The sequence below is a fragment of the Allosphingosinicella deserti genome, assembly GCF_003012735.1.
Taxonomy (GTDB): domain Bacteria; phylum Pseudomonadota; class Alphaproteobacteria; order Sphingomonadales; family Sphingomonadaceae; genus Allosphingosinicella; species Allosphingosinicella deserti.
This window is the reverse complement of the sequence record NZ_PXYI01000007.1, coordinates 107,439-131,909: the sequence shown is the minus strand read 5'-3', so window position 1 is coordinate 131,909 and position 24,471 is coordinate 107,439. Positions and strand designations below refer to the sequence as shown.

Annotated in this window: 23 protein-coding genes; 12 read left to right on the top strand and 11 right to left on the bottom strand. The window is 64.9% G+C overall.

Annotated elements, in window-relative coordinates; all coding sequences use genetic code 11:
• The first annotated feature begins 6 nt into the window (after positions 1-6).
• The 3 genes from C7I55_RS20005 to pth all read left to right on the top strand — a co-directional run bounded on the left by C7I55_RS20005 (position 7) and on the right by pth (position 2,336).
• A complete protein-coding gene (locus C7I55_RS20005; protein WP_106514797.1) occupies positions 7-909 on the top strand; it encodes a TraB/GumN family protein in 903 nt (300 codons plus the stop codon).
• Between the two features lie 133 nt (positions 910-1,042).
• Positions 1,043-1,654, top strand: a complete 612-nt coding sequence (locus C7I55_RS20000) for a 50S ribosomal protein L25/general stress protein Ctc (protein ID WP_106514796.1) — start codon at positions 1,043-1,045, stop codon at positions 1,652-1,654.
• Positions 1,655-1,763: 109 nt separating this feature from the next.
• Positions 1,764-2,336: an aminoacyl-tRNA hydrolase gene (pth, locus tag C7I55_RS19995; RefSeq protein WP_106514949.1), complete on the top strand. Its 573-nt coding sequence runs from the start codon at positions 1,764-1,766 to the stop codon at positions 2,334-2,336.
• Positions 2,337-2,486: 150 nt separating this feature from the next.
• On the opposite strand, the gene C7I55_RS19990 is transcribed toward pth, so the two are convergent.
• Both C7I55_RS19990 and C7I55_RS19985 read right to left on the bottom strand, forming a co-directional pair.
• Positions 2,487-2,765: a hypothetical protein gene (locus tag C7I55_RS19990; protein ID WP_106514795.1), complete on the bottom strand. Its 279-nt coding sequence runs from the start codon at positions 2,763-2,765 to the stop codon at positions 2,487-2,489.
• Between the two features lie 271 nt (positions 2,766-3,036).
• The gene (locus C7I55_RS19985; protein WP_106514794.1) at positions 3,037-4,332 is read right to left on the bottom strand and encodes a serine hydrolase; all 1,296 of its coding nucleotides are present in this window, start codon (positions 4,330-4,332) and stop codon (positions 3,037-3,039) included.
• 131 nt (positions 4,333-4,463) lie between these two features.
• On the opposite strand from C7I55_RS19985, the gene ychF reads away from it, so the two are divergent.
• Positions 4,464-5,564 carry a redox-regulated ATPase YchF gene (gene ychF, locus C7I55_RS19980; RefSeq protein WP_106514793.1) on the top strand — a complete coding sequence of 367 codons (1,101 nt, stop codon included), beginning with the start codon at positions 4,464-4,466 and terminating at the stop codon, positions 5,562-5,564.
• A 14-nt stretch (positions 5,565-5,578) separates the two neighbouring features.
• Entirely contained in the window at positions 5,579-6,025 is a 447-nt protein-coding gene (locus tag C7I55_RS19975; protein WP_106514792.1) for a MaoC family dehydratase, read from the top strand.
• Here C7I55_RS19975 and C7I55_RS19970 read toward each other — a convergent pair whose 3' ends face one another.
• The 5 genes from C7I55_RS19970 to petA form a co-directional block, all read right to left on the bottom strand.
• Positions 6,026-6,652, bottom strand: coding sequence for a hypothetical protein (locus C7I55_RS19970; protein WP_106514791.1), 627 nt, complete (start codon positions 6,650-6,652; stop codon positions 6,026-6,028).
• Between the two features lie 126 nt (positions 6,653-6,778).
• Positions 6,779-7,318, bottom strand: coding sequence for an adenine phosphoribosyltransferase (locus C7I55_RS19965; RefSeq protein ID WP_106514790.1), 540 nt, complete (start codon positions 7,316-7,318; stop codon positions 6,779-6,781).
• A gap of 78 nt (positions 7,319-7,396) precedes the next feature.
• Positions 7,397-8,311, bottom strand: a complete 915-nt coding sequence (locus C7I55_RS19960) for a cytochrome c1 (protein ID WP_106514789.1) — start codon at positions 8,309-8,311, stop codon at positions 7,397-7,399.
• A gap of 15 nt (positions 8,312-8,326) precedes the next feature.
• Positions 8,327-9,631 (bottom strand): cytochrome b, encoded by a 1,305-nt coding sequence (locus C7I55_RS19955; RefSeq protein ID WP_106514788.1) that lies wholly within the window; start codon positions 9,629-9,631, stop codon positions 8,327-8,329.
• Position 9,632: 1 nt separating this feature from the next.
• Positions 9,633-10,211, bottom strand: a complete 579-nt coding sequence (gene petA, locus C7I55_RS19950) for a ubiquinol-cytochrome c reductase iron-sulfur subunit (RefSeq protein ID WP_106514787.1) — start codon at positions 10,209-10,211, stop codon at positions 9,633-9,635.
• A 208-nt stretch (positions 10,212-10,419) separates the two neighbouring features.
• Between petA and C7I55_RS19945 the strand changes: the two genes are divergently transcribed.
• The 3 genes from C7I55_RS19945 to C7I55_RS19935 are packed head-to-tail and all read left to right on the top strand — an operon-like array spanning position 10,420 to position 12,306.
• Entirely contained in the window at positions 10,420-10,869 is a 450-nt protein-coding gene (locus C7I55_RS19945; protein ID WP_106514786.1) for a tRNA (cytidine(34)-2'-O)-methyltransferase, read from the top strand.
• Positions 10,866-11,708: an oxygen-dependent coproporphyrinogen oxidase gene (hemF, locus tag C7I55_RS19940; RefSeq protein WP_106514785.1), complete on the top strand. Its 843-nt coding sequence runs from the start codon at positions 10,866-10,868 to the stop codon at positions 11,706-11,708. Before C7I55_RS19945 ends, hemF begins: the two co-directional genes overlap by 4 nt.
• A gap of 22 nt (positions 11,709-11,730) precedes the next feature.
• Positions 11,731-12,306 carry a GNAT family N-acetyltransferase gene (locus tag C7I55_RS19935; RefSeq protein ID WP_106514784.1) on the top strand — a complete coding sequence of 192 codons (576 nt, stop codon included), beginning with the start codon at positions 11,731-11,733 and terminating at the stop codon, positions 12,304-12,306.
• Here C7I55_RS19935 and C7I55_RS19930 read toward each other — a convergent pair.
• Positions 12,286-13,023: a hypothetical protein gene (locus C7I55_RS19930; protein WP_106514783.1), complete on the bottom strand. Its 738-nt coding sequence runs from the start codon at positions 13,021-13,023 to the stop codon at positions 12,286-12,288. The two genes, C7I55_RS19935 and C7I55_RS19930, sit on opposite strands and share 21 nt — an antisense overlap.
• Positions 13,024-13,117: 94 nt before the next feature.
• Between C7I55_RS19930 and lipB the strand changes: the two genes are divergently transcribed.
• The 3 genes from lipB to C7I55_RS19910 all read left to right on the top strand — a co-directional run bounded on the left by lipB (position 13,118) and on the right by C7I55_RS19910 (position 15,309).
• Positions 13,118-13,780 (top strand): lipoyl(octanoyl) transferase LipB, encoded by a 663-nt coding sequence (gene lipB, locus C7I55_RS19925; protein ID WP_106514782.1) that lies wholly within the window; start codon positions 13,118-13,120, stop codon positions 13,778-13,780.
• Positions 13,781-13,868: 88 nt separating this feature from the next.
• Positions 13,869-14,192 carry a hypothetical protein gene (locus tag C7I55_RS19920; RefSeq protein ID WP_199192949.1) on the top strand — a complete coding sequence of 108 codons (324 nt, stop codon included), beginning with the start codon at positions 13,869-13,871 and terminating at the stop codon, positions 14,190-14,192.
• A 409-nt stretch (positions 14,193-14,601) separates the two neighbouring features.
• Positions 14,602-15,309, top strand: a complete 708-nt coding sequence (locus tag C7I55_RS19910) for a hypothetical protein (RefSeq protein WP_106514781.1) — start codon at positions 14,602-14,604, stop codon at positions 15,307-15,309.
• Between the two features lie 44 nt (positions 15,310-15,353).
• On the opposite strand, the gene C7I55_RS19905 is transcribed toward C7I55_RS19910, so the two are convergent.
• From C7I55_RS19905 to C7I55_RS19895, 3 genes are read right to left on the bottom strand one after another with little or no spacing between them, the layout of a single operon-like run.
• On the bottom strand, positions 15,354-16,352 hold the full coding sequence (locus C7I55_RS19905) for a pectinesterase family protein (RefSeq protein WP_106514948.1): 999 nt from the start codon (positions 16,350-16,352) through the stop codon (positions 15,354-15,356).
• A gap of 32 nt (positions 16,353-16,384) precedes the next feature.
• Positions 16,385-17,668, bottom strand: a complete 1,284-nt coding sequence (gene pelA / locus C7I55_RS19900; protein WP_233222318.1) for a pectate lyase — start codon at positions 17,666-17,668, stop codon at positions 16,385-16,387.
• A 28-nt stretch (positions 17,669-17,696) separates the two neighbouring features.
• Complete coding sequence (locus C7I55_RS19895; RefSeq protein ID WP_199192947.1) at positions 17,697-20,798, bottom strand: sugar-binding domain-containing protein; 3,102 nt, start codon at positions 20,796-20,798, stop codon at positions 17,697-17,699.
• Positions 20,799-20,989: 191 nt separating this feature from the next.
• Here C7I55_RS19895 and C7I55_RS19890 point away from each other — a divergent pair, with 191 nt between their 5' ends.
• Positions 20,990-24,454 (top strand): TonB-dependent receptor, encoded by a 3,465-nt coding sequence (locus C7I55_RS19890; RefSeq protein WP_106514779.1) that lies wholly within the window; start codon positions 20,990-20,992, stop codon positions 24,452-24,454.
• Positions 24,455-24,471 lie beyond the last annotated feature (17 nt).

The following is a 24,471-nucleotide window of genomic DNA, read 5'->3' as shown; positions in this document are numbered from 1 at the left end:
GCCATCATGTCGAAGCCCAAGCCCATCCACGCCGCCATTGCCGCAGCCTTCCTGACGGTCGGCTGCGCCTCTCAAGGCAATGTCGACGCTCCCGTTGCCAAGACCGATCGGCCTGCGATGTGGCGCATCGCCGATGCGGACACCAATATCTATCTGTTCGGCACCTTTCATCTCCTGCCCAAGGATCATGTCTGGCGGACGGCGGCATTCGATCAGGCGCTCGCCGCGTCGAGCGAGCTGGTGATGGAGATCGCCGACGTCGGCGACCAGCAGGCTGCTGGCGCGGCGATGATGAAGCTCGGCGTCAGCCCCGGCCTGCCCCCGCTGATCGAGCGGGTACCGGCTGAAAAGCGCGCAGCGCTGCAAGCGATGATCAACGAGAGCGGCATGCCGTCGGCCGTGCTCGACCGGCTGGAAACCTGGGCCGCGGCGCTGGCGCTGACCGGCGTGACCTTCAAGCGTCTCGGCATTTCCGGAGAGGAAGGCGTCGAACGCGCGCTGTCCATGAACGTCAAGGCCAGCGGCAAGCCTGTACGCGGCCTCGAAACCGTCGAGCAGCAATTGGGCTATTTCGACACCCTTTCGGAGGAGGCGCAGCGCACCTTCCTGGAGGGCGTGCTCGAAGCGCCGGATGACGTCCGCAAGGAATTCCAGAAGATGCTCGACGCCTGGTCGCGCGGCGACGAAGCCGGGATCGCGGCCTCGTTCGACGAGGAAGCGAAGCTTTCGCCGGAGCTTCGCGAGGCTTTGCTCTCCGCGCGCAACCGGCGCTGGGCGGAATGGCTCGACGCCCGGCTCGATCAGCCGGGCACCGTGTTCGTGGCCGTCGGCGCCGGGCATCTCGCCGGCAAGGATTCCGTGCAGACGGTGTTGAAGGAACGCGGTATCCAGGCGGTCCGTATCCAATGAAGCTCCAGGCGCCGTTCCTTCGTGCGCGCCTTGCCTTTCGGGCCCTCCTCCGCTAAGGGCGCCCCTCCCCCGTTCATGGTCATCCCTGGAGGCGTGAGCGCGGGCGTTTGAACTTCCAATTGGAGACATGCACATGAGCGAACAGCTTACGCTGTCGGCCGAGACGCGCGAACGGGCAGGCAAGGGAGCCTCCCGGGCAGTTCGTCGCGAAGGCCGCGTCCCGGCCGTGATCTACGGCCAGAACAAGGAACCCGTCCAGATCCACGTCGAGGAAAAGGCCCTCGTGAAGGCGCTGTCGAACGGCCACTTCATGAATACGGTCGTGATGATCGACGTCGGTGGCGAGGCCACCCGCACCCTTCCCAAGGACGTCCAGTTCCATCCGGTCACCGACCGGCCGCTGCATGTCGATTTCTTCCGCATCGGTGAGCACAGCACGGTCACCGTCGAGGTTCCGATCCGCTTCACCGGCGAAGAGGAAAGCCGCGGCCTGAAGCGCGGCGGCGTTCTCAACGCCGTGCGCCACGAGATCGAACTGATCTGCGACGCTGCCGAGATTCCCGACGAGGTCGTCATCGATCTGTCCGGCTACGATATCGGCGATTCGATCCACATCAGCCAGGTCACGCTGCCCAAGGGCACCAAGGCTGCGATCACCGATCGCGACTTCACCGTTGCCACCATCTCCGGCTCCGCGGCCGGCGAATCCGCGGCTGCGTCCGGCGACACCGGCGAAGACGCGTAAGGGTTTGTCCCTCTTTAGACGGCTCGGCGCTCTCCTCGCCCCCAAGGCGGTGGAGGTGCCGGGCCAACCCTTGGACGCCCCCGAGGCGGAAACATGGGATTTCGAGCCCGTGCAGATCTGGGTCGGCCTCGGCAATCCGGGCGCGCAATATGCGATGCACCGGCACAATGTCGGCTTCATGGCGATCGACGCGATCGCCGAAACCTACAATTTCGATCCGCCGAAGAAGGCGTTCCAGGGCTGGGCGCAGCAAGGACGGATCGGGAGCAGCCGCATCCTGCTGCTCAAGCCATCGACTTTCATGAACGACAGCGGCCGCGCCGTGCGTGCCGCGATGGACTTCTTCAAGCGCGACGTCGGCGACGTCACGATCTTCCACGACGAGCTCGATCTCGCACCATTCAAGGTCAAAGTGAAGGTCGGCGGCGGTACTGCCGGGCATAACGGCCTGCGCTCCACCGACGCGCATGTCGGCAATGGCTTTCGCAGGGTGCGGATCGGCATCGGCCATCCAGGGCACAAGGATCGAGTCACCGGCTACGTGCTCGGCAATTATGCAAAGGCCGAGACTGATCGCCTGGCCGACATGCTCGGCGCGATCGCCGCCGAAGCCGAATGGCTCGCCAAAGGCGACGACGCCCGCTTCATGAACGAAGTCGCCCTGCGGCTCCAGGACAGCTGAGGCGCCAATCCTGTGAGAACAGGACCCTGATCTCGACCGCGTGGCACAGTCGCGACCAAGGCCCCGAAGCCGAGGCACAATTTGGGAGCGCCGCGCTCGCGCGGACGCTCCCTCCATGTTCGTCGGTGCAGTCGTGACCGGCGCTGCCGGCTAGATGCCGTTTGCGAGATTGGTATCGGGATCGTTGGTCGTCGCATCCTGCTGCATCAGGTTCTGCGTGTTGGCATCGACGCCGGTCGCATTGGCCTCCATGTTGCCCATCGAGTCCATCGAGCCGTTCGCGTCCATCATCATGTTCTGGTCCATCATCATGTTCTGATCGACCATCAGATTGTCGCTCGCCATGGCGTTGGCGTCGTTTGCCCCGGTATCGCTGCCGCCGCAAGCGGACGTGGCAAGCGCCAGGACTGACAGAGCTAGAATACGCATGAATTTTCCTCTCATTCTTGTGTCTTGACCACATTCAAGCGGCGACTGGCCGGACCAACGGTCCATCACGCGGTTGGGTCCCGCAATATTCAACGACCGTTCAAGCGCCCCGGAAACGTGACATATGCCGCGTGCTATCGCATCGGGCCTTGCGCATCGGCTATGCGCTCATTCCATCGTTCAGGGAGGAGCCGAGAACAAGCGCTTTCGCTGCTCGTACGTTCTCGTGCTTCCCGAAGCTTTGACTCTCCGACATTTGCGCCGCTTGAGTTCAAGATCCCTCCGCGGACAGGTTCAGTGCCCGCGTCATCAGCGCGCCGAGGCGCTCGGTCGAGACCGCGGCGGCCTCGTTGTTCCAGCTGGCGGTGGCGACGATCCAGCCATTGTCCCGGCGTTTGGCGAGGAATGTCATGTTGACCACGCCCGGTTCCGATCCCCCCTTGTAGCCGAAATACGGAAAGCGCCGCGCCGTGGCGGTGTCGGCGCCCGGCGCGATGGCGAGGATCCGCAGAGCCTCGTCGCCGCCCTGGCGACGGAGCCAGTCCATGGTGCGAACCAGATCCGCGGACGAGGCGAACCATTCGGCGCTGCCGATACCGGTCGGGCTCCCGCCCGTGCGCATCGGATCGAGCGTCGCCAGCGGAGTCGCTGCCAGGCGCGGAAGCAATGCCCGTCGGCCTGCCTCATCGGCCGCGACATAAGCCAGCAACAGCGATCGGTCGGCTCCATATTTCAGCGCGAAAGCCTCGTGGGTCGACAGGAAGGGCCTATTGCGACCCGGCGCTGCGAGCCCGAGCATCGGCAGCACGGCCTCGACCCGCTCGCGCCCGAGCCGGTGGAGCAGAACGTCGCTGGCACTGTTGTCGCTGCGCGAGATCATCAGCGCCGCAAGGCTGTGCAGCGTCATCGGCGATCCCTGTGGCCAATCCTGCAGGATGCCGGAGCCAAGGGAGCGACGGTCGAACGGGACGACGTCGCTCCAGCGCCGTTCCCCCGCTTTCGCGCCACGTGCAAGCTCGGCGAGTATGAACAATTTGAACGCCGATCCGATCGCCAGCGGCCGATCGGGTTCGTGGGCGGAAAGCAGCGCTGGCGCTCCCTCCCCCAGCCGCGCGACTGCGAACGAGACCGTGCCGGGCAATGCTCGGATGTCAGCGAGCACCGCCGCCATGCTGTCGCTGCGTGGCGCATTGGCTTCGACCAGCAGACCGGCAATCCTGTTCGGATGCGCGGCATCGATCCCGAGACGCAGTTGTAGAATGGAGCGTTCCAGTTCCACGGTGACGACGCCGCTATGATCCGCTGCCGCGGCAACCGCGGACACGCGAAGCGCTCGCCCGCCGGAGTGTCGGATCTGGGAGGCGAGCGCGCCGATCTGCGCCGCCGGGATTTCGCGCAGGAACGCCGCGTTGAAGACCTCTTCGGCGGGCGCCTCGCCGTTCAGGAACCGCACGACATCCTCGGCGCGGGCCCGCAACGGGTCCTCGGAGGCGGCGGTGGCCGGCTCAGCCACGACAATGATCGCAACCAGCGCTACGAGCAGCGCCCACCCTGTCCTCCATCCCACCCGTCGTCTCCATCCCACCTTTGCCCCAGCCTCACCTGCGGGCGGCTCTTTGACAAGACACCGGCGCCTTGCTGGTATCCGAACCGAAGAGCGGCTAGGGAGCCGGCAAAGATGACTTCAAGAGGTTAGTGATGGGTTTTCGTTGCGGGATCGTCGGCCTGCCCAATGTCGGCAAATCGACTCTGTTCAATGCGCTCACCGAGACGGCCGCGGCGCAGGCGGCGAATTACCCTTTCTGCACGATCGAGCCGAATGTCGGACGGGTCGCGGTTCCTGATCCGCGGCTGCAGGAAATCGCCCGGGTCGCCAAATCGGCGAGCATCATCGAGACCCAACTCGAATTCGTCGACATTGCCGGGCTCGTCCGCGGCGCCTCGAAGGGCGAAGGCCTCGGCAACCAGTTCCTCGGCAACATCCGCGAGGTGGACGCGATCGTGCATGTGCTTCGCTGCTTCGAGGGCGGCGACGTCACTCACGTCGAAGGCCGCGTCGATCCGATCGCCGACGCCGACACGGTGGAGACCGAGTTGATGCTGTCGGATCTGGAGAGCCTCGAAAAGAGAGTGCCGAACCTCGTCAAGAAGGCCCAGCAGGGCGACAAGGAGTCCAAGGTCCAGGCCTCGGTCCTCGGTCAGGCGCTGGAGTTGCTCCGCCAGTCCAAGCCGGCGCGTCTGACCGAGCCCAAGGATGCCGAGGAGAAACTGGCGCTCGAGCGTGCGCAATTGCTCACCGCCAAGCCGGTCCTCTACGTCTGCAATGTCGACGAAGGCGATGCGGTCAGCGGCAACGCCCACAGTACCCGCGTATTCGAGAAGGCCAAGGCGGAGGGCGCCGCCGCGGTGATCGTCTCCGCCGCGATCGAGGCCGAGATCGTTACCATGGCGCCGGAGGATCGCGGCGAGTTCCTGTCCGATCTCGGGCTCGAGGAAACCGGCCTGTCGCGCGTGATCCGCGCCGGATACGATCTGCTCCACCTCATCACCTTCTTCACCGCCGGTCCCAAGGAAGCGCGCGCATGGACCGTGGAAAAGGGCTCGAAGGCACCGCAGGCCGCCGGGGTCATCCACACGGATTTCGAGCGCGGCTTCATCCGCGCGGAAACCATCGCTTATTCCGATTTCGTCCAGTTCAACGGCGAAGCGGGCGCCCGCGAAGCCGGCAAGCTGCGCTCGGAGGGCAAGGAATATGCCGTCCAGGACGGCGACGTGATGCTGTTCCGCTTCAACGTCTGATCTGAGGGGGCACGATGATCTATCTCGACGATCTGGAGGTCGGCACCGAAACCTATTTCGGCAGCTGCGAAGTCGACCGCGACGAAGTCATCGAGTTCGCGCGGAGATACGATCCCCAGCCCTTCCACCTCTCCGACGAGGCTGCGGCCAAGACCCATTTCGGCCGACTGGCGGCGAGCGGCTGGCACAGCTGTGCGATGGTGATGGGCGTGATCGCCCGCAAGGTCGTCGAGACCGAGCAAGCCGGGCTCGGCTCGCCCGGCATCGACGAGCTGCGCTGGCTGAAGCCCGTCTATCCCGGCGACACGTTGCACGTCTCCTCGAAGATCGTCGAGGTGCGGCCGTCGCGCAGCAAGCCCGAGATCGGCTCGATCCGATCGGCGACGACCGTCACCAACCAGGACGGCGTGCCGGTTCTCACCTTCACGTCGATCGTGCTGATGCGCCGCCGTCCGGTCTGATCAGTCCCGCCGGTCTCGCCGGTTCTGCTGGCGGAACGAGCGGCCGTCCTGGCGCCGCTCCTGACGGAATTGCTGCCTGTCCTGTCGTCGCTCCTGGCGGAACTGCTGCCGAGTTACTTCGCCACGCTGCAATGCGCCGCGATCGGCTTGGCGGTCGGTGCGAAAGGCACGCCTGTCCTGGCGGCGATCCTGGCGATAATTGCGGGCATTTTCCCGCAATTCTCCGCGATCCTCACGCCATTCGCGCCGATCCTCGCGCCATTCGCGACGGTCCGAGCGTTGAGGGCGGCGATATCCGTCCCAACGCGACCAGCGATTGTCGTTCCAGTCACGTCCGCCCCAACGGCCGCGCCGGCCTTCCCAGTAGCGGCGGTGATTGTCGCTCCATTGGTGCCGTCCGCCCCGGCGATCGTAGATGTAATAGCCGGTGCCCGGATAATAATAATTGTCGTACCAGCCATACCAGGGGTCGCCGTAGCCCCCGCCATAGCCATAGCCGTAATCGTCATAAGCGGCGCCATAGCCGAGCGAGAGCCCGCCATAGCCATATTCGTCGGTACTGCAGGCGGACAGGCCCATGGCACCGGCAAGTGCGAGAAGGGGAATACGAAGACGGGACCAGGACATTGCGGCTCTCCCGAACGGATAAAGTGAATACCGCGAACGTCGGCCCTGGGGCTTGAACGGCGGCTTAACCGTAACCCGCTGAAAACGAGAAGACTTCCTGCAAGTTCCTCAGGCGGAACAACCGCTTCAGTCGCCTTCGAACGCCATCAGGCTGTGTACGCGCAGTTCCTCGGCGCGCAACCGATCAGCACCGCCGAGATCGGGAAGATCGACAAGGAAGGCAGCGCCGGTGACCCTTGCGCCGGTGCGCCGGAGCAGGCGAACCGTCGCCAGCGCCGTGCCGCCGGTGGCGATCAGATCGTCGGCGATCAGGATGTCGGCGCCCGGCGCGCAGGCATCGACATGGATAGCCAGCCGGTCGGTGCCATATTCGAGAGCATATTCCTCAGCGATCGTCTCGCCTGGGAGCTTGCCGTGCTTGCGCACCAGCAGCAGGCCGGTGCCGAGCCGCTGGGCGAGCGCGGCACCGACGACGAAGCCGCGCGCCTCGATCCCGGCGACGAGGTCCGGCTTTACCGGCAGACTTTCAGCCAGCCGGTCGATCGCCGCCGCGAAGCCCGTGGCATCGAGCAGCAGGGTGGTGACGTCGCGGAACTGGATGCCGGGCTTGGGAAAATCCGGGATCGTCCTGATCAGTGCTTTCAGATCGTCGTTGGCGCAAGACATCGTGGCTCGGTCCCTAACAGGGCGCTCAAAAGAAAAAGGCCCCCCTCCCGGTCCGGGAGGGGGGCCTTTCCTGAAGGCTTAGAGGTTGACGCCGGCTTCGCGGTTGGCCGCGTCGCGTTTCGCCATATTCTCCGGATCCAGCGGGCCGGTGTGACGGACCTTCCGCTTCGCCGTGTGCCAGACATTCTGGTAGGCAAGGTAGGAAAGCACCGTCGCGAACAGCAGGAACAGCACCACGGCAAGGCCCGCACGGTGGCGGTTCTCGAGCCGCGGCTCCGCCGTCCAGGCGAGGAAGGCCGAGATGTCCTTGGCAACCTGATCCTGGGTCGGCTTGGTGCCGTCGGCGTAGGTCACCTGCCCGTCGCCGGTCAGCGGCGGCGGCATCGCGATGTTCAGGTTCGCGAAATAGGGATTGTAGTGGAGCCCCTCACCCGGGCGGCTGTCGGCCGGAAGATCCGCCGGCGGGTTGCGGTAGCCGGTCAGCAACGAATAGACATAAGCCGGTCCGTCGTGACGCGCCTTGGTGATCAGCGAGAGATCGGGCGGAAGCGCATTGTTGTTGGCTGCACGGGCCGCGACCTCGTTCAGATACGGGCTCGGGAAGTGATCGGCCGGCGTGCCCTTGCGGGTGGAGGCTTCACCGGTCTTCGGATCCACCGAGGGGACCTCGATCTGCCACTGATTGGAGATCGCCTTCACCTCGGCTTCGTTATAGCCGATTTCCTCGAGGTTGCGGAACGCGACCAGCGACAGCGAGTGGCAGGACGCGCAGACCTCCTTGAACACCTGGAAGCCGCGCTGGAGCTGCTGCCGGTCATATTTGCCGAAGGGGCCGTTGAACGAGAAGTCGACGTGCTTCGGCGACAGGTGGAAGCGGTGCTCGACGCTCTCCTCCTGCGGCTGGGTGGCGTACGCCACCACGCCGTTGCCGAGCGACCAGCCCGCGACGACAACGAAGCCGAGGCCGACCAGAAAGGCAATGAGACGAACCATGACGCGTCTTTCCCCTTATTCCGCGGCCGCGGGACGGAGCCCGCTCAGATCGGCCGGAGCCGCTTCCTTGTCCTCGCCGTGCAGTACCGATTCCGAGATGGAATTGGGCAAAGGCAGGGTACGCTCGACCGCCGACAGGATCGGCAGGATAATCAGGAAGTGGGCAAAATAGTAAATCGTGGCCAGCTGGCTGATCATCACGAACGGTTCTTCCGCAGGTTGCCCGCCGACATAGCCGAGCACCAGAAGATCGAGAATCAGGATCCAGAAGAACTGGCGGAAGCGCGGGCGGTAATTGCCCGAGCGCACCGGCGAGCGATCGATCCACGGCAGGAAGAAGAGGAGCAGGATCGCCGCGAACATCGCGATGACGCCCCACAGCTTCGCAGGCAGGATGAAGTCCACCGTGAAAGCGCGCAGGATCGCGTAGAACGGCCAGAAATACCATTCCGGAACGATGTGCGCCGGGGTCGAGAGCGGGTTGGCCGGAATGTAATTGTCGGCATGGCCCAGATAGTTTGGCGCGTAGAAGGTGAGGAGCGCGAACAGCAGCATGAACACGCCGACGCCGAAGCCGTCCTTCGCGGTGTAGAAGGGATGGAACGGGATCGTGTCCTGCGCCGACTTCACTTCCACGCCGGTGGGGTTGCTCGATCCCGGGATGTGCAGCGCCCAGATGTGCAGGACGATAACGCCCGCAATCACGAACGGCAGCAGGTAATGGAGCGAGAAGAAGCGGTTCAGCGTCGGCTGGTCGGGCGCGAAGCCGCCGAGCAGCCATTGTTGCACCGGCTCGCCGACGAACGGGATCGCCCCGAACAGGCCGGTGATCACCTTGGCGCCCCAGAAGCTCATCTGCCCCCAGGGAAGCACATAGCCCATGAACGCCGTAGCCATCATCAGCAGCAGGATGACGAGACCGAGCATCCACACGAGTTCGCGCGGCGCCTTGTACGATCCGTAGTAAAGGCCGCGGAAGATGTGGATGTAGGTGACCATGAAGAAGAAGCTGGCGCCGTTGGCGTGCGCGTAGCGCAGCAGCCAGCCTTGCGGAACGTCGCGCATGATGCGCTCCACCGACAGGAAGGCGGCGTCGCCATAGGGCACATAATGCATCGCCAGGATGATCCCGGTGACGATCTGTACGGTCAGGGCCAATCCGGCGAGAACGCCGAAATTCCAGAAATAATTGAGGTTGCGCGGCACCGGATAACCGCCGCCGATGGCGCCGTAGACGAGGCGCGGGAGCGGCAGGCGCTCGTCGAACCAGCGCGTCAGGCCATTCTTGGGTTGATAGGGCTCAGCCCATGGGAAGCTCATCTTATGCCACCTCGCCGACGGTGATCACGGTATCGGATGCGAACTTGTAGGCCGGAACCTCGAGATTCTTTGGAGCCGGGCCTTTGCGGATTCGTCCGGCCGTGTCGTAATGCGAACCGTGGCACGGGCAGAAATAACCGCCGAACGCGCCCTTGTTCTCACCCTCGGCGGCGCCGAGCGGCACGCATCCGAGATGGGTGCAAACGCCCATCGTCACCAGCCACTCCGCTTTGCCCTCCTGCGTGCGTTCCGCCAGCGTTTGCGGATCGCGCAGCTCGCCGGTCGATACCGCATTGGCCGCCTGGATCTCGGCGGGCGTCAGATGCCGCACGAACAAAGGCTGCTTGCGGAAGATCGTCTTGATCGCCTGCCCGGGCTGAATTGCCGACACATCGACCTCGATCGATGCCAGAGCGAGCGTATCCGCCGCCGGGTTCATCTGGTTGATCAGGGGGTAGAGGGTGGCGGCGGCGCCGACGCCGGCGGCGCTCACCGCGGCGATATTGATGAAATCGCGGCGGCGTACGCCACCGTCGGGAGCAGTCGCCAGCATCCCATCGCTATGTTCAACCGTCGCCATATTATCCTTCAGCGGTTCGAACGTTGGACATGCAGGAATACCGTCCGTGCCCGTCGGGCGGAAGGCCTTCTCGCAGACGCGCCGCCGCAACGGGCACACGGGCCCACCGAGACGACTTGGCGGGCCTGATAGACGGGTGGAAGCCTCTTTGCCAACAGCGATTTTGAACGCCTTGTGAATGCGCGAAGTGCCATATTAAGGACCCACCATGCGCATCGCCCTCCATCAACCCGATCAGGCGGGCAATGTCGGCACCATCCTCCGTCTTGCCGCATGCCTCGCCACCCCCGTCGATATCATCGAGCCGTGCGGCTTTCCCTTCTCCGACCGCGCGCTCAAACGTGCTGGCATGGACTATGCCGAAATGGCGGCCGTGACCCGCCACGCGTCATGGGCGGCCTTCGCTGGCGGGCTTTCGGAGCGCCTGGTGCTGTTCACCACCGCGGGCGCCGACCCCCTTCCCCAGGCCCGCTTCGCCCCCGGCGACATTCTGCTGTTTGGGTCGGAAAGCGCCGGAGTGCCGCCGGAGGTCCACGCCGCCGCCGCGCTCAGGGTGCGGATCCCGCAGGCGGCAGGCACGCGCTCCTTGAATCTGGCCGTGGCTGCGGGCATCGGACTTGCCGAAGCCCTGAGACAGACGAACGGATATCCGCGATGATCGAGCTGGACGACGAACAGCAGGCGGCCCGGACATGGTTCGAATCGCTGCGCGACCGCATCTGCGCCGAATTCGAGGCGATCGAAGCCGAAGCGGGAAGCGACGCGCGATTCGACTATCGCCGGTGGGATCGTACCGACGACGCGGGCGCGCCCGGCGGCGGCGGGGTCCGCGGGCTGATGAAGGGCCGCGTGTTCGAAAAGGTCGGAGTCAACGTCTCCACTGTCGGCGGCACGTTCAATCCCGATTTCGCAAAGACGATCCACGGTGCCGCCGAGGATCCGAGCTTCTTCGCGACGGGGATCAGCCTGGTCGCCCACATGGCCAATCCGCACGTCCCCGCGGTCCACATGAACACCCGCTTCCTGTGCACCACAAGGCGCTGGTTCGGCGGCGGGGCCGATCTCAATCCTCCCATTCCCTATGAAGAGGATACGGCGGATTTTCACGCGAGGCTCCGCGCCGCCTGCGCGGCCCACGACCCCACTTTCTACGAAAAGTTCAGCAACTGGGCGGACGATTATTTCTACATTCCCCATCGCCAGGTTCATCGCGGCGTCGGCGGGATCTTCTACGATCATTTGGAAGGGCCGTTCGAGGGCACGTTCGCGTTCACCCGCGACGTCGGCGAAGCCTTTCTGGACATCTTCCCGCGCCTGGTCCGGCGCCGGATGGAGACTCCGTTCACCGATGCGGACAAGGCGCGGCAGCTCGAATGGCGCGGTCGCTACGCCGAGTTCAACCTGATCTACGACCGCGGCACGTTGTTCGGGCTCAAGACCGGCGGCAATGTCGATGCGATCCTGATGAGCCTGCCGCCGCTCGCGACATGGGCATGAGCGAAATGCGGGGGCGGCGGCCATGCTGACCCATTTGCCCGCCGAGCATGTCGGTGCCGTCGTCACCTATCTGGAAATGACGAAGCGCCCGCCGGTCCGCGCGCTCCCATCCTCACCGCTGCGCCTCGAGCGCTGGTGCGCGCCGGACCCTGAGAGATACCGCACCCTGTTCCGCCGCGTCGGCGGGCGCTGGCTGTGGTATTCGCGCCTGCTGATGGACGATTCCGCGCTCCGCGCCGCCATCGACGAGCTCTGGACGGTCACCGACCGCGGCATCGAGGTCGGCATGATCGAGCTCGACTTTTCCGAACCCGGCGATTGCCTGATCCGCTTTCTGGGCCTCGTCCCCGAACTCGCCGGCAAGGGTCACGGCAAGTGGCTCTTCGGGCAATTGCTTGCGCTCGCCTGGCGTCCCGGAATCACCCGGCTGAAGGTCAATACCTGCAGCCTCGATCATCCGGCCGCCCTGCCTTCTTACCTGAAGGCCGGCTTCGAACCCCGACGGCGCGCCTTTGAAAGCTTCCCGGATCCACGCCTGATCGGCGTGCTGCCGAAGGACGTGGCGCCGCAAATCCCCCTACTGGAAGACCTTGGCTGACGAGCCGCCCGCGACATTGCGGTAGATGGCGGCATAAAGCGTCGCGAGCAGCGCCACGAACGCCGCACCGGTGGCGGAGGCGAGAACCAGGGTCAGGAACAATCCCAGGTCCTTGCCCGCGACGATCAGGAAGAGCGCGCCGAACAGATTGTTGATCACGACGGTGACGATGATGCCTGCGATCGCCACCACCAGGACCAGACCGAAGATCGCCCAGCCACGCCCCTTCGTCACCTCGAAGCTGCGACGGAGTGCATCGATCGGGTTGCGCCGGTCCTCGGCGACGATCACCGCGCCCAAGGGCGTCAGTCGGCCGACAAGATACAGGCCGGGCACGATCAGCAGCGCGAACCCGATGCCGATCAGGATCGAGGACAGCAATGAGGCAAGGAAATAGAAAGGCAGCAGAGCGAAGGCGGCACCAATAACGCCCGCCACCGTCGACGATCCCTCGTGCAAGGCAAGGCGGAGGATCGCGATCGCTCCGATCATGTTGAGCAGATTCTCGAGCAGCAGCCACATCCAGTTCGCACGCAGATATTCCGACATCAGCGCGATCAACTGCCCGGGCTCGGTCGCGACCGGCTGCGGCAGCAGGTAGGCCAGCAGCAGCGAGGGCAGGAAGATGAACACGCCGGCCAGCGCGGCGATCAGTGATCCGTGAGCGCGGATCAGCGCAACCGTGTCGTCCCAAATTGCGCTGTACGAGAACTTCATCGATGACCCTTCCAAAGCTGCGCTGGACGAATAGCGACTGCCGGGACGCACGCAAAGGGTTGAAGCGGGGGCGCCACTCGTCGATGGGCGGCTCATGATCGCGCATGAAGACATCGAGTGGCGGGTTAGCCCTGGCCTCACCCCCTATTCCGAAGCGCTGGCCGAGATGGAAGAGCGCGCCTCCGCGATCCGCCGCGGCGAGGCGAAGGAGATGATCTGGCTGCTCGAACACCCGCCTCTGTTCACGGCGGGCACCAGCGCCGATCCGGCCGAACTGTTCAATCCGATGGGCTTCCCCGTCCACGAAGCCGGACGCGGCGGCCGCTACACCTATCATGGGCCCGGGCAACGGGTCGGCTACGTCATGCTCGATCTCGATCGCCGCGGGCGGGACGTGCGCTGCTATGTCCACGCGCTCGAGGGCTGGATCATCGACACGCTTGCGGATCTTGGGGTCGAGGCGCACCGCGCTGCGGGGCGGATCGGCATCTGGGCGGACCTCAATGGGACGGAAGCGAAAGTCGGCGCGATCGGCGTTCGCGTCCGGCGCTGGGTGACCTTGCACGGATTTTCGGTCAATCTGTCGCCGGAACTTTCCCACTTTTCAGGCATAGTGCCGTGCGGTATTGCCGAGTTCCCGGTGTCCAGCCTCGGCGAAATGGGAGTGTCTTGCCGACCCGAACGTTTCGATCTGGCACTGCGGCAGCGGCTTTCGCGTTTTCTGGCCTCTCTCGAGGGAGGGACTGAGAAGGGTTGAGAGCCACCTTCTTTCCGTTTAATGTGTGCAACTGATTTGGCAAAAAAGGGGCCATCCCGTCCAAATCGTCAACTAGGGAGTTTCTGGAATGCGTGACCTCTTCAAGAAAGTGATGACCGGTTCGGTACTCGGTGCGGCCCTCCTCGTCGCCGCCTGCGGCGGTGGTGAAACCGCTGCCGAGAACAACACCGCCGCCGGCAACATCACCGACGAAGGCCTGATGAACACCGGTGACATGACCGGCGTCGACGCCGTCAACGCCACGGATGCCAACCTCGGCACCCTGGACACGAACGTCAGCACCGATCTCAACGCCACCGGCACCGAGACCACCACCGGCAACACCGGCACCGGCGCTCTCGACGCGACCGGCAACACCGGCACCGGCACGGGCAACACCACCGGCATGTAATTGCCGGCTGGCAACAGCCTTTCGGAAAAGGGCCGTCCGGGCAACCGGGCGGCCCTTTTCTCATGACGGCCCAATGCTGCGCATCGCCGCGTTTCGGTTCCGTTCAGCCGGGGCGGCCTACGCCGCGAGCAGGGTCCGAATGGCCGACATTCACGAGCCGGATTGCGAGTGCAAAGCGCTTCCACCTCAGTCGATTAGCGCCTAGGTGGTGAACCGTGCCGCCTGCGGGACGGACCCTCGCTACGCTGGATGGAGTGGCGGCGGCGCGATGTTAGAATTGGTCGACCAGGGCCACGCGGGCGATTGAAGAATCGCACGCACCGCTCTAGGTCTTTGTTGTCGCATGCTTTTCGCGGAAATTACTGCCAGATTCCGCGGCGGCATGCTTTAAGTTGGGAGCTCGGGGTCGATGCGTATCAACACGAAAATCCGGGTCGTCGGTAGCGCGGCCAAATTCGGTCTCGCCCTCGCTGCCCTCGTGGCGGGCAGCCTGTCGACGGCAGCCTCGGCCCAGATGTTCTTCAGTCCGCCCGATTTCAAACCGGGTCCGATCGATCCGAGCGATCCCCTGGTCGGTCTGCCGATCCCGGGGGCGACCCCTGCCGAATATCGCGCACATCTCCTGTGGAACTTGCGGTCCGGGCTCAACGTCGCCGCGCTCCAATGCCAGTTCGCGCCCTATCTGCGCTCGGTCAGCAACTATAACGGCATCCTTGCCCATCACGCCCCGGAATTGGCGAGCGCCTACACGACGCTGAACGGCTATTTCAAACGTGTTCATGGTGCCAAGGGCCAGAAGCTGTTCGACGATTACTCGACGATGACGTACAACAATTTCTCGACGCTTCAGGGGCAGCTCGGTTTCTGCCAGGTGGCGAGCGACATCGCCAAGCAGGCGCTGGCCACCCCCAAGGGCCAGCTCTACGCGCTCGGACAATCCCGCATGCGCGAGCTGCGCAACAGCCTTGCCGCCGCGCAGGAACCCGCCCTCGTCTACAATCCTTACGCCATCCGCGTGCCGACATTGCCGCCGCTCGGTCCGGAATGCTGGGACAAGAAGAACCAGCTGCGCGAGAAATGCGCTGTCGGAACGACCCAGACCGCGGCCACGCGCTGAACAAGCCCGCCTGACGAGCGGTAACGCTCCCGGACCTCGCGCCTTCAGCGAAGGGCTTTCAATCCGGCTGCGATCCAGTCCGCGTCGCCGTTGAAGAAGGAGCGCGCCGACCACGTGGCGGCCTCCTTCCGGGTCAGCTGGCGCGATGGCGCGGCGCGCGCCGCGGGCGCTGCGCCGCGCCCCGACGATGCGTATTCGGCATAATCGGTCGTCGGAAGGCGTTTGGACGTGCCTGGATACCATTCGCGCCAGCCCTCGGGCATCACCTGTGCGTCCATCCTCGTGCGCAGGAAGATGACCCGGGCATGGTCCCGCCAGGGCCTGCCGAGCGAGATGTTGCGGGCAGCCGGATCGGCGGTGAGCCGGCAGCGATCGAACACATAGCCGCTGTCTTCGTCGGCCGACGCGCGGCTCTGCGCGGTGTACCAGACGTCCGAATGGGCCAGCCCGTGAAGCCGGCAGTCGTGGAAGTAACTCTTCGCATTGCCGAAGATGAAATCGACATGCCCTTCGATGTAGCAATTTGAGAAATAGTGGCGCGCCATCCGGCCGCCCTTCCCCTTGTTGGTGAAGAGCGTGTCCTGATGCCCGAGCAGGCGGACGCGGGTCAGGACGGCGCGGTCTCCGGTCAGCGATAGCGCCACCGCCTGTGACGGTGGATTGCCTGGCACCAGCCACCAATCGTTCTGGATGGTGAGATTGGCGATGCGAAGATCGTCGCCGCTGGCCGTCAGTGTCGCCGAGTTGAACGTGCCCCCGGCGCTCTTCGCAGAATCGCCGTAGACGAGGATGGTCGCCGCCGGCCCCTCCCCCGTGCCGATCAGAGTGACGCGCGGACGGTCGATCGTCAGCTTTTCGCGCCACGTCCCCGGCGCGATGCGGATGATTCCGCCACCCGACGGAAGCGCATCGATCGCCGCCTGGACGCTGCGGTAAGCGCCGGTCTGGTTTGAGGACACGATCAGGTCGCGGGCTGCGGCCGGTGCCGCCGCCGAGATCAGCAAACTACCGGCAATGCAGAGCGCTACGAGGAGAGGCTTCATGCGGTCGTCCAATCTTGCTCCGAAGGGAAGCATCAGCGCGCGGCGCCGGGCTTCCATTTCTGGAAACGGGCGATCGCTGCGGCCGGCGCGGTGTTGAACCAACTGTAGCCGCGGCGGCGTTCGGTGCTGATCTCGCCGACGTCGTCATAGACCTTGCGGTCGCGGTCCCCGAACACCGGCTTGAACGTTCGGACATCGTAGAGGCGTGCCCAGATCGGTCCGGCGCCCGGTTTCGAGACCAGCCGTGCGTCCGACCGGCTCCACTCGACGTCGCGCAGGCCATGCGATCGCAGCCAGGCGATGCCGCTCTCCACCGCAGCGATCATTTCCGGTGATGGCTTCGGCTGTTCCATCAGGAAGCGCAGGATCCCGGCGCTTTCGGCGGTGGACAGCGCGATCGGCTCGAACGCGCGCGCACCGACCGGCGCCAGCGTCAGCGCATCATGCTGCTGCGCCCAGACGGTACGCCGGCCGTTCACCACCACCTGGCTGCGGAGCAGCACGCTGACCGCCTTGTCCGCGGCGATGCGCGCCTCGGCGGCGAGGCCGACCGGCACGAAGGCGTGGGACGCGCCGACGGCGCCGACTTCCGCCAGCAATCGCGTGACCTCGACGAGGGCGTTGTCATTGTAGGTGATCGCATCATGATAGCCGCCCTGCAGGGGGTAGACCTGGGGCCAGCCGCCATTCGGATACTGGGCGGTGAGCAGATACCGTAGACCCTTGAGGAAGGCGGCGCGGTAGGCGTCGCCGCCCCGGCCGGGATGCTGAGCCTGGACCCGGCCGAGGAAGCGAAGCTCGGTCGTGGTCGCGCCATTGTCGATCGTGCCGACATAGGCCCAGCGGTCATCGGCGGCCTGGATGTCACCCGCCGCATAGGTCGGCAGGCGCTCGACGATCGCCCATCCCTCCCCGCGCGCCCGCGGCGGTCCGGCCCGGTTCTGGTTCTTGCCCCAGCCTCCGGCCGGAGTCTGGAAGCTGACGATGTTGTCCGCGATCGCACGCGCCTCCGCCGAGCGGTAGTAGGAATCGTCACGGTCGAGCGGCATGCCGTCGCCGCCGCCATGCGGCCGGTCCGGCCGTATCGCGCCCCCGGCCTGTCGCTGCTCCGCGGCCAAAGCGGCCTTGTCCGCCGCCATCAGGGCCTGCGAGCGGGCGAGATAGGCGCGCCACTGCGTCTGCTCCGTGGCCGGCAGTGCAGCGATCCGATCCGCCGTCACCGGCGCGGCGGACGTGGCGGTGCCGACCACCCGCGCCGGGCTCGGCCCGGCAGTCACGGCAAGAGCGATCAGGATCGCGGTCGATACGCGTTTCATGGAAAACCTTTCGAAGCAGAGAAGTGCGTCAGGCACCGGCGGCCAGCCAATGCACGGCATTTTCAACGAAGCGATGCTGCAGCGGCGCAACCATGTCCGGCAGGCGATGGACCAGCACGCGCATGCCGCCGCTGCGCGCGATCAGTGTCGCCGCACCGTTCCTGCGGTCGTGATCCCGGCTGTAGGCGGCCACGATCTCCACCCCTTCCCCCTCGACCAGCAGGCCGTTCGAAGGCTGACCCTCGATCTGGTGAAGAACGCTGGTCGCCTGATCGGCGGGAATGCCCGCGAACAGGGCGTGGGCGCGAAGATAGTTCCAATTGCCCATCCACGGAGCCCGCAAATTGCCGACCTGACCTTCGTAGCGGAACAGTCCGATGCCGGCGAGCTGGCGCGCGACGCCGTCGGCCAGCCCGTCTTCGGGCACCATCGCCAGCAACGGCGTTCCGGCTCTCACGGCGGCGAGAACGGCATCGGACAGAGCGCCGGGCACGAGTTTCGGCGTCTCGCCCTTTGCCGGTTGGGCCTCAAGGCCCGTCTGCTCGCCGATCTGACGGCGGGCGATCTCGTCTGCGGCGAGCCCCGAAGCGACGATCCCGTCATAGGCGGCGCCCGGCCGGAACTCCTCGAACTGGGCGACGCCGCTCGCCTCGAGCTGGCGCCGCAGCGACTGGGCGATTCCCGACACCGCGATGCGCGGCTTGCGGGCCGGCCGTGGCCCCGGCCCGACCGCCCAGAATGCGCGCTCGAACGCGGCTTCGGGGTGAGCGGAGTGGACGAACTTGACCCGATATGCGCCGGCTTCGGTGAAGGGTGGCAGCGCGATGGCCTCCGCGACGAGCGTGCGGAACACGTCCGGATCCTGTGTCGGAACGTCGAATCTCTGCACCGGCTCTTCGTCGCCGCCCGGTGTCCTCAGCGAGAGCATGAGCGTCCCGGGCGCCGGTCTGCCGCTGTCGTTGAACAAATAGAGATCGACCAGCGCACGCTCCCCCAGTTTGTAGACCAGCCGGCGTTGCTTCGCGCACGGCCGGATCGGGAGCAGGCTCCGGCGGACGATCTCCGGATCAGCCTTGAAGTGGCGGAGATTGTCGACAATTCCCGAATGGTTCTCGATCGCGGTGGTTTCCCAGCCGCTGATCGCGGCGATATCGACTTCGTCCCCGATCCGGATATTCTCGAGATAATTTTCCCAGGCTTCGTAGCATTTGCGTCCGATCGAGAGATACAGAGCGTCGGCGGTCGGAAACGCCTTGCGGAAGCCCCAGCGATCGAGAAACGCCTCGGTGCCGCGCAGGATCTCGCGATGATCGTCTAGGTCATAAGCCTTGCCCCCGCGCGCCTCGATCGCGCGGACGATTCCGGCATGATTGTCGGCGACGGCGCAGCCCTGCATTTCGCCGAACTCGACGATGAACGGCTTGCCCGTCTGGCGATGGATGTAGGAATCCTTGGACTGGTAGAAGCGGTCATACCATTGGTCGCCGGCACCCTGATGATTGACCCACCAGCCGCCCCATTTCTCCACGTCGGAGCGGAGATAATGCTCGTCATAGGGCAGGTACATGGCCTGCGCGGCGCCACGTTCGACGAAGCCGTCGTTGAGGATCACCGCCCGGCTCGGATCGGCGTCGTGAATCGCCTTCAGCACCGCCTGCACATCGGGATTGGCGAGATTGGCTCCGATTTCGTTCTGCAGCGTGTAATGGACGAGCGACGGATTGGAGCGGAACGCCCGCGCCATCGCAACGCATTTGGCGCGCATGAAATCGCGGCTGAAGCGATCCGCCGGCGACAGGGTTTCGCCGGGCTTCAGATCGCGAGCGATCGCATGGCGGCCGCCGCCCGGCTCCATCACCCGCAGCAGTCCCATCCGGTTCTGGGCGGCGAACACCTCCTCCTTGCCGACGTTGCGATGGAAGTGGAGGCAGTTGAGGCCCAGCGCCTTCGCCGACGTGACTTCGCGCGCGGCGAGCTCCGGTGTCGGCCATAGCCCATTATAGCCCCAATAGCCCCAGGAGATGGCCGAATAGAGCTTGATCCGGCGGCCGTTGAGGCGAAGCATTGCGTCGCTGCCGACGCCGTCGATGCCGATCCAGCGAAAGCCGAACTCGGCAAGACGAACGTCCTCGCCCCATCCGAAGCGCAGACGATAGAGATCGGGACGGTCGAGATCCCACAAAGTCGCCGTTGCGGCACGCAGCCGGAACACGATCGTCGCCACCTGCCCGTTTACACGCACGGTCTCCAGCGTTGCGGCGGCGGGCTGCACCTGACCGTGCGCATCGAGCAACGCCAGCGCGGCACGGCGGCGCAGCGTCCGTTCCGCCGGGAGTTTGCCGGCAAATGCCACCTCCATATGGGCGGTCACCTCGCGCGGGTCGGGCGTGTTGAGCACCCAGGCGTCGGCGATATGCGCGCCCCGCGGATGAACACTAAGCGTCATCCCGCGATCGAGGCCGCCGAAGCCATGCGAGGCGAACAGCTTCACCGCGCCCCATCCCATCGTCGTCGAATCGCGCCAATCGTAGCGGCCGCCGGGATTGGTGATGCGGATTGCCAGACGGTTGCTGCCGCCCGGCTTCATCGCCGCGGTCAGATCGCAGTGGATCGGCAGTTCCGACAGGATCGAATAGCCGACCAGTCTCTGGTTGAGGAAGATTTCCGCTCTTAGACGCGCGCCTCGAAGGTGGAGCAGCACGCGCTTGCCGGCCGCCGAAGCCGGAATGTCGATCCTCCGATACCACCAGGACACGCCCCGATAGGCGCCGTTCTGGGGAACCGGATCGTCCTCCGCATAGCGATATTCGTCCCCGGTATAGGGCCGCAGTCCGAAGGCGCCCCAGGAATGCTCCTCCACCGTCGCCGGCAGCGTGACATCGAGCGCCTGCGCCTCCCACAAGGCATCCCAGCCCCCGCTCGGCGGGTTGACCGGCAGCGCTGCAAGGTCGACCTCATCCGGCAGGTAGAGCCGATCGCCGGCATAATCGGCGGCGCGATCGATCCACAGCTTCCAGCCCTCGTCCGGCACGGGCGCCAGCACAGGCGCGGCGTGCACGGACGGAATGAAGGCTGCCGACAGCCCGATTCCGGCCGCGCCCAGGAAAGTCCGGCGGCTGATGTCCCTCACCTGCATCTCCTCCGATCGTGGCGGCTCTCCGGCCGCTTCGACGACGTTGCGCAGCGGCCGGAAACGGACGCGAAACCGGCCCCGGCTGCTGCTGAAGAAAAGTCTGAGTTAAGTTGACACCGGTGTCAAGGTAGCGCTACCAATTGATTCGCAACGACCGGCGCAAAGCCGGCAACTGAGAGGAGAGGAAGATGACCCAAGCTCGTAAAGCGCCATTTGCTTGCACCGTCTCGTCGGCAGCCCTGGTCGTGGCGGCATTCACTGCCGCGCCCGCCTTCGCGCAGGTGGGGGTCGAGACCGGGCAGGAAGACACCGCTGACACGCAAGCAAGTTCTACGACAATCGGTGACACCGTTGGCACGGCCGAGCAGGATACGGGAGCGACCGCGGCCGAAGAAGGGATCGTCGTTACCGGCTTCCGCGGATCGCTGCGCAACGCCTTGAACCTCAAGCGGATGTCCGACGTGCAGGTCGACGCGATAACCGCCGAGGACATTGCCGACTTCCCAGATACCAACCTCGCCGAATCGCTGCAGCGCCTCCCCGGCGTGTCGATCGATCGCGACAATGGCGAGGGGCGATCGATCACCGTGCGCGGGCTCGGCGGCGACTTCAACCGCACCCGTCTCAATGGCCTGGAGGCGCTCTCGACCGCGGGCGCGAACGATGCGGGCACCGCGCCCAACCGCAGCCGCTCGTTCGACTACAACACGTTCGCGTCGGAGCTGTTCAGTTCGCTCAAGGTTCAGAAGACGCCGTCGGCGGAAACGGACGAAGGGTCGCTGGGCGCAACCATCGATCTGACCACCGGCCGGCCCTTCGACTACAAGGCCACCCAGTTCGCGATCTCGACCGAGGCGAGCTATCAAAAGAATAGCGGCAAGACGAGCCCGCGCGTCGCTGGCCTCGCCTCCACCCGCTTTCTCGACGGCCGCATGGGCATCCTCGTGTCGGGCGCCTACAGCAAGGCGCAGAACGAGCTCGATCAATATGCCCGCACCGCCGGCTCCTCGGACTATCTCTATCGTGGCAGCCAGTGGCAGGGGAACGAATTCCCCCAGCGCGCCGGCTTTTCGGCGCCGGTGGGCACCAGCTTCGGAAGCGCGATCACCAATCCCGAGGCGATCGCAATCCTCACCGGCTCCAATCCGGAAGCGTATGCGAAACTGTATCCGACCGGCTATTCGACCACCGGCCGGCTCAACGACTCCCTCGTCCGAATTCCCGCGCTTGCCGCCCTGCAGCAGCAGGACGTCAAGAACGAGCGGATCGGAGTCACCGCAGCCTATCAGTGGCGGATCACAGACCGCACCTTGCTGAGCATCGACGGGCTCTATTCCCGGTTCGAGAATACCAGCCGCAACAACCAGATCTCGTCGGTCGGACTCAACCGCAACAACAGCAACAGCGTCTACAACACCGCCGGCAGCAGCCTCACCCCGAGCGCGGCGCGCGCGCTATATCCGGGCCTGTGCGTTCCCAATGCGGGTTCGGACATCGTCCCCGCGCAGGATTGCGGGCAGGAATTGTACGGCACCACGCCGGCCTTCGCGACTGCGTTCAACCAGTCCGGTGCGCTCGGCCCGTCGGTGTTAGGGTCCGCGGCCGTGGTGCCGGGGGGCGTGACCCCGACCAACGCCAACATCTTCAGCGTCAATCCGTTCAACCTCGATCCCTATGATTATTACAACAACCCGGCCTCTGTCGGCTACATTCCGTCGTCGAACCGGCTCGCCTTCCGCGGCTCGCTGATCGGCCGCCCGGGCGTGGACGTCCTCGACGCGAACGTGACCGATGGGGTCGCCGACTATCTTGCTTTGCGCAACGTCGACTTCCGTTCGGCGGTCGATCAGGCCAGCTACACGACCGAGTTCCGCCAGGTTTCCGGCAACCTGACCCACGAGTTCAGCGACGATTTCAAGGTCGACCTGACCTACGGGCAATCGCGCTCGACCAATGTGTCGACCGGCCTGCTCGTCGAATTCAATCGCATGGATTCCCCCGGCACGTTCATCTACGACGAACGCGGCGACGATCCGATGCCGGTGATCGATTTCGGCTTCGATGCCGCCGATCCGGCCAATTGGGACACGGTCAAGGGCTTCTCGGCGATCCGCCACTACCAGCGCACCGTCAAGAACACCTACGAGGCGTTCAAAGCTGATTTCGATCTTCGCCTGGACGACAATTTCTCGATCGCGTTCGGCGGCACCCAGCGCAAGTTCGGCTTCGAGACCAGCCAGTTCGAGCGCAACAACGATCTGCTCAATCCGACCCTGAAGGAAGCCGGAACGCGCGCGGCCGATGTCGGCAAGGTAATCGAGTTCGGCCAGGGCTTGACGGTTCCCGAGGGTACCGTGTCGAGCTTCTACGTCCCCGACATCGCCAAGTTCGACCAATTGTTCGATTTCACCTGCAATTGCGTGAACAAGTGGGGCGATTGGCGGATCACCGACAAGCGCAACAACTCGGCCGGATTCGGAGTCCAGGAGAAGGACACCGCTTTCTACCTGCAGGCGGATTTCAACACCGAGATTGCCGGCCGGCCGCTGCGCGGCAACCTCGGCACCCGGGTGGCGATCACCGACGTCCGCTCGGAAGGACGGACCACCGCCGGGCGGCCGATCGTCGGCACCAACAAATATACCGACTTCCTGCCGTCGATGAACCTCAACTACGAGCCGATCGACAATCTGTTCGTGCGCTTCGCGGCATCGCGGGTGATGTCGCGTCCTTTGCTCGGCAATCTTTCCCCGTCGATCACCGCAATCTCGATCCCGAACAACGGGTCGCTCGAAGGCGGTTCGCTGACCGTTGGCAACCCGAAGCTGAAGCCATTTTATTCCAACAATATCGACGTCAGCGTCGAATGGTATTTCGCGCCGGGCGGCCTGCTGTCGGTTGCCGGCTTCCAGAAGAATATCAGCTCGTTCCCGCAGACCGTGCTGTACGCCGCGCCGCTGTCGACCTTCCTCGATGCGGAGAATATCGAGGCGCTGCGGCAGCAATTCACCAATGCCAACCAGATCGCCTATATCGACGCCGACGCTCCGTTCACGGCCCGCCAGTTCCGCGACGCACCGGGCGGTTATCTGCGCGGTATCGAGGTCAGCTATCAGCAGGATTTCACCTTCCTGCCCGGGTTCCTCAAGAATTTCGGTGCGTTGATCAATTACACCTACATCAAGTCCGAACTGAACTACATCCTCGATCCGGGCACTGCAACCACGCCCCAGACGACCGGCAAGGCGCCGTTCCTCAACGTCTCGCCGCAAGCGCTGAACGGAACGCTTTACTACGAAACCGACAAGTTCCGGGCGCGAGTCTCGGTCGCGCATCGCAAGGGCTACAGCACCGCCTATCCGATCGCCGCCGGCAATTGCAGCCCGGGCCTCAACCCGCTGCCGAGCGATCCGGCAACCGAAGGCACGTCGTGCGACAGCCCGCTGATCAACGATTTCGTGTTCAGCCGCTCGACCACCAACATCGATGCGTCGCTCAGCTACCAGATCACCGAGGCGATCTCGATCACGGCGGAAGGCCTCAACCTCACCAACCAGCCGAGCGAACGCTACGGCTACCAGGAATCGCCGGTGGTCACCCAATATGCGAGCTCGGGGCCGATCTACCGCCTCGGTCTACGGGCGCGCTTCTGATCCAGCGTCAGTCTCTG

Excerpts from the sequence above, each read along its gene's own strand:
- C7I55_RS20005 (WP_106514797.1), top strand. The coding sequence starts at position 7 with ATGTCGAAGCCCAAGCCCATCCACGCCGCCATTGCCGCAGCCTTCCTG.
- C7I55_RS20000 (WP_106514796.1), top strand. The coding sequence starts at position 1,043 with ATGAGCGAACAGCTTACGCTGTCGGCCGAGACGCGCGAACGGGCAGGC.
- C7I55_RS19990 (WP_106514795.1), bottom strand. The coding sequence starts at position 2,765 with ATGCGTATTCTAGCTCTGTCAGTCCTGGCGCTTGCCACGTCCGCTTGC.
- ychF (WP_106514793.1), top strand. The coding sequence starts at position 4,464 with ATGGGTTTTCGTTGCGGGATCGTCGGCCTGCCCAATGTCGGCAAATCG.
- C7I55_RS19975 (WP_106514792.1), top strand. The coding sequence starts at position 5,579 with ATGATCTATCTCGACGATCTGGAGGTCGGCACCGAAACCTATTTCGGC.
- C7I55_RS19970 (WP_106514791.1), bottom strand. The coding sequence starts at position 6,652 with ATGTCCTGGTCCCGTCTTCGTATTCCCCTTCTCGCACTTGCCGGTGCC.
- C7I55_RS19965 (WP_106514790.1), bottom strand. The coding sequence starts at position 7,318 with ATGTCTTGCGCCAACGACGATCTGAAAGCACTGATCAGGACGATCCCG.
- C7I55_RS19960 (WP_106514789.1), bottom strand. The coding sequence starts at position 8,311 with ATGGTTCGTCTCATTGCCTTTCTGGTCGGCCTCGGCTTCGTTGTCGTC.
- C7I55_RS19955 (WP_106514788.1), bottom strand. The coding sequence starts at position 9,631 with ATGAGCTTCCCATGGGCTGAGCCCTATCAACCCAAGAATGGCCTGACG.
- petA (WP_106514787.1), bottom strand. The coding sequence starts at position 10,211 with ATGGCGACGGTTGAACATAGCGATGGGATGCTGGCGACTGCTCCCGAC.
- C7I55_RS19945 (WP_106514786.1), top strand. The coding sequence starts at position 10,420 with ATGCGCATCGCCCTCCATCAACCCGATCAGGCGGGCAATGTCGGCACC.
- hemF (WP_106514785.1), top strand. The coding sequence starts at position 10,866 with ATGATCGAGCTGGACGACGAACAGCAGGCGGCCCGGACATGGTTCGAA.
- C7I55_RS19935 (WP_106514784.1), top strand. The coding sequence starts at position 11,731 with ATGCTGACCCATTTGCCCGCCGAGCATGTCGGTGCCGTCGTCACCTAT.
- C7I55_RS19930 (WP_106514783.1), bottom strand. The coding sequence starts at position 13,023 with ATGAAGTTCTCGTACAGCGCAATTTGGGACGACACGGTTGCGCTGATC.
- lipB (WP_106514782.1), top strand. The coding sequence starts at position 13,118 with ATGATCGCGCATGAAGACATCGAGTGGCGGGTTAGCCCTGGCCTCACC.
- C7I55_RS19920 (WP_199192949.1), top strand. The coding sequence starts at position 13,869 with ATGCGTGACCTCTTCAAGAAAGTGATGACCGGTTCGGTACTCGGTGCG.
- C7I55_RS19910 (WP_106514781.1), top strand. The coding sequence starts at position 14,602 with ATGCGTATCAACACGAAAATCCGGGTCGTCGGTAGCGCGGCCAAATTC.
- C7I55_RS19905 (WP_106514948.1), bottom strand. The coding sequence starts at position 16,352 with ATGAAGCCTCTCCTCGTAGCGCTCTGCATTGCCGGTAGTTTGCTGATC.
- pelA (WP_233222318.1), bottom strand. The coding sequence starts at position 17,668 with ATGAAACGCGTATCGACCGCGATCCTGATCGCTCTTGCCGTGACTGCC.
- C7I55_RS19890 (WP_106514779.1), top strand. The coding sequence starts at position 20,990 with ATGACCCAAGCTCGTAAAGCGCCATTTGCTTGCACCGTCTCGTCGGCA.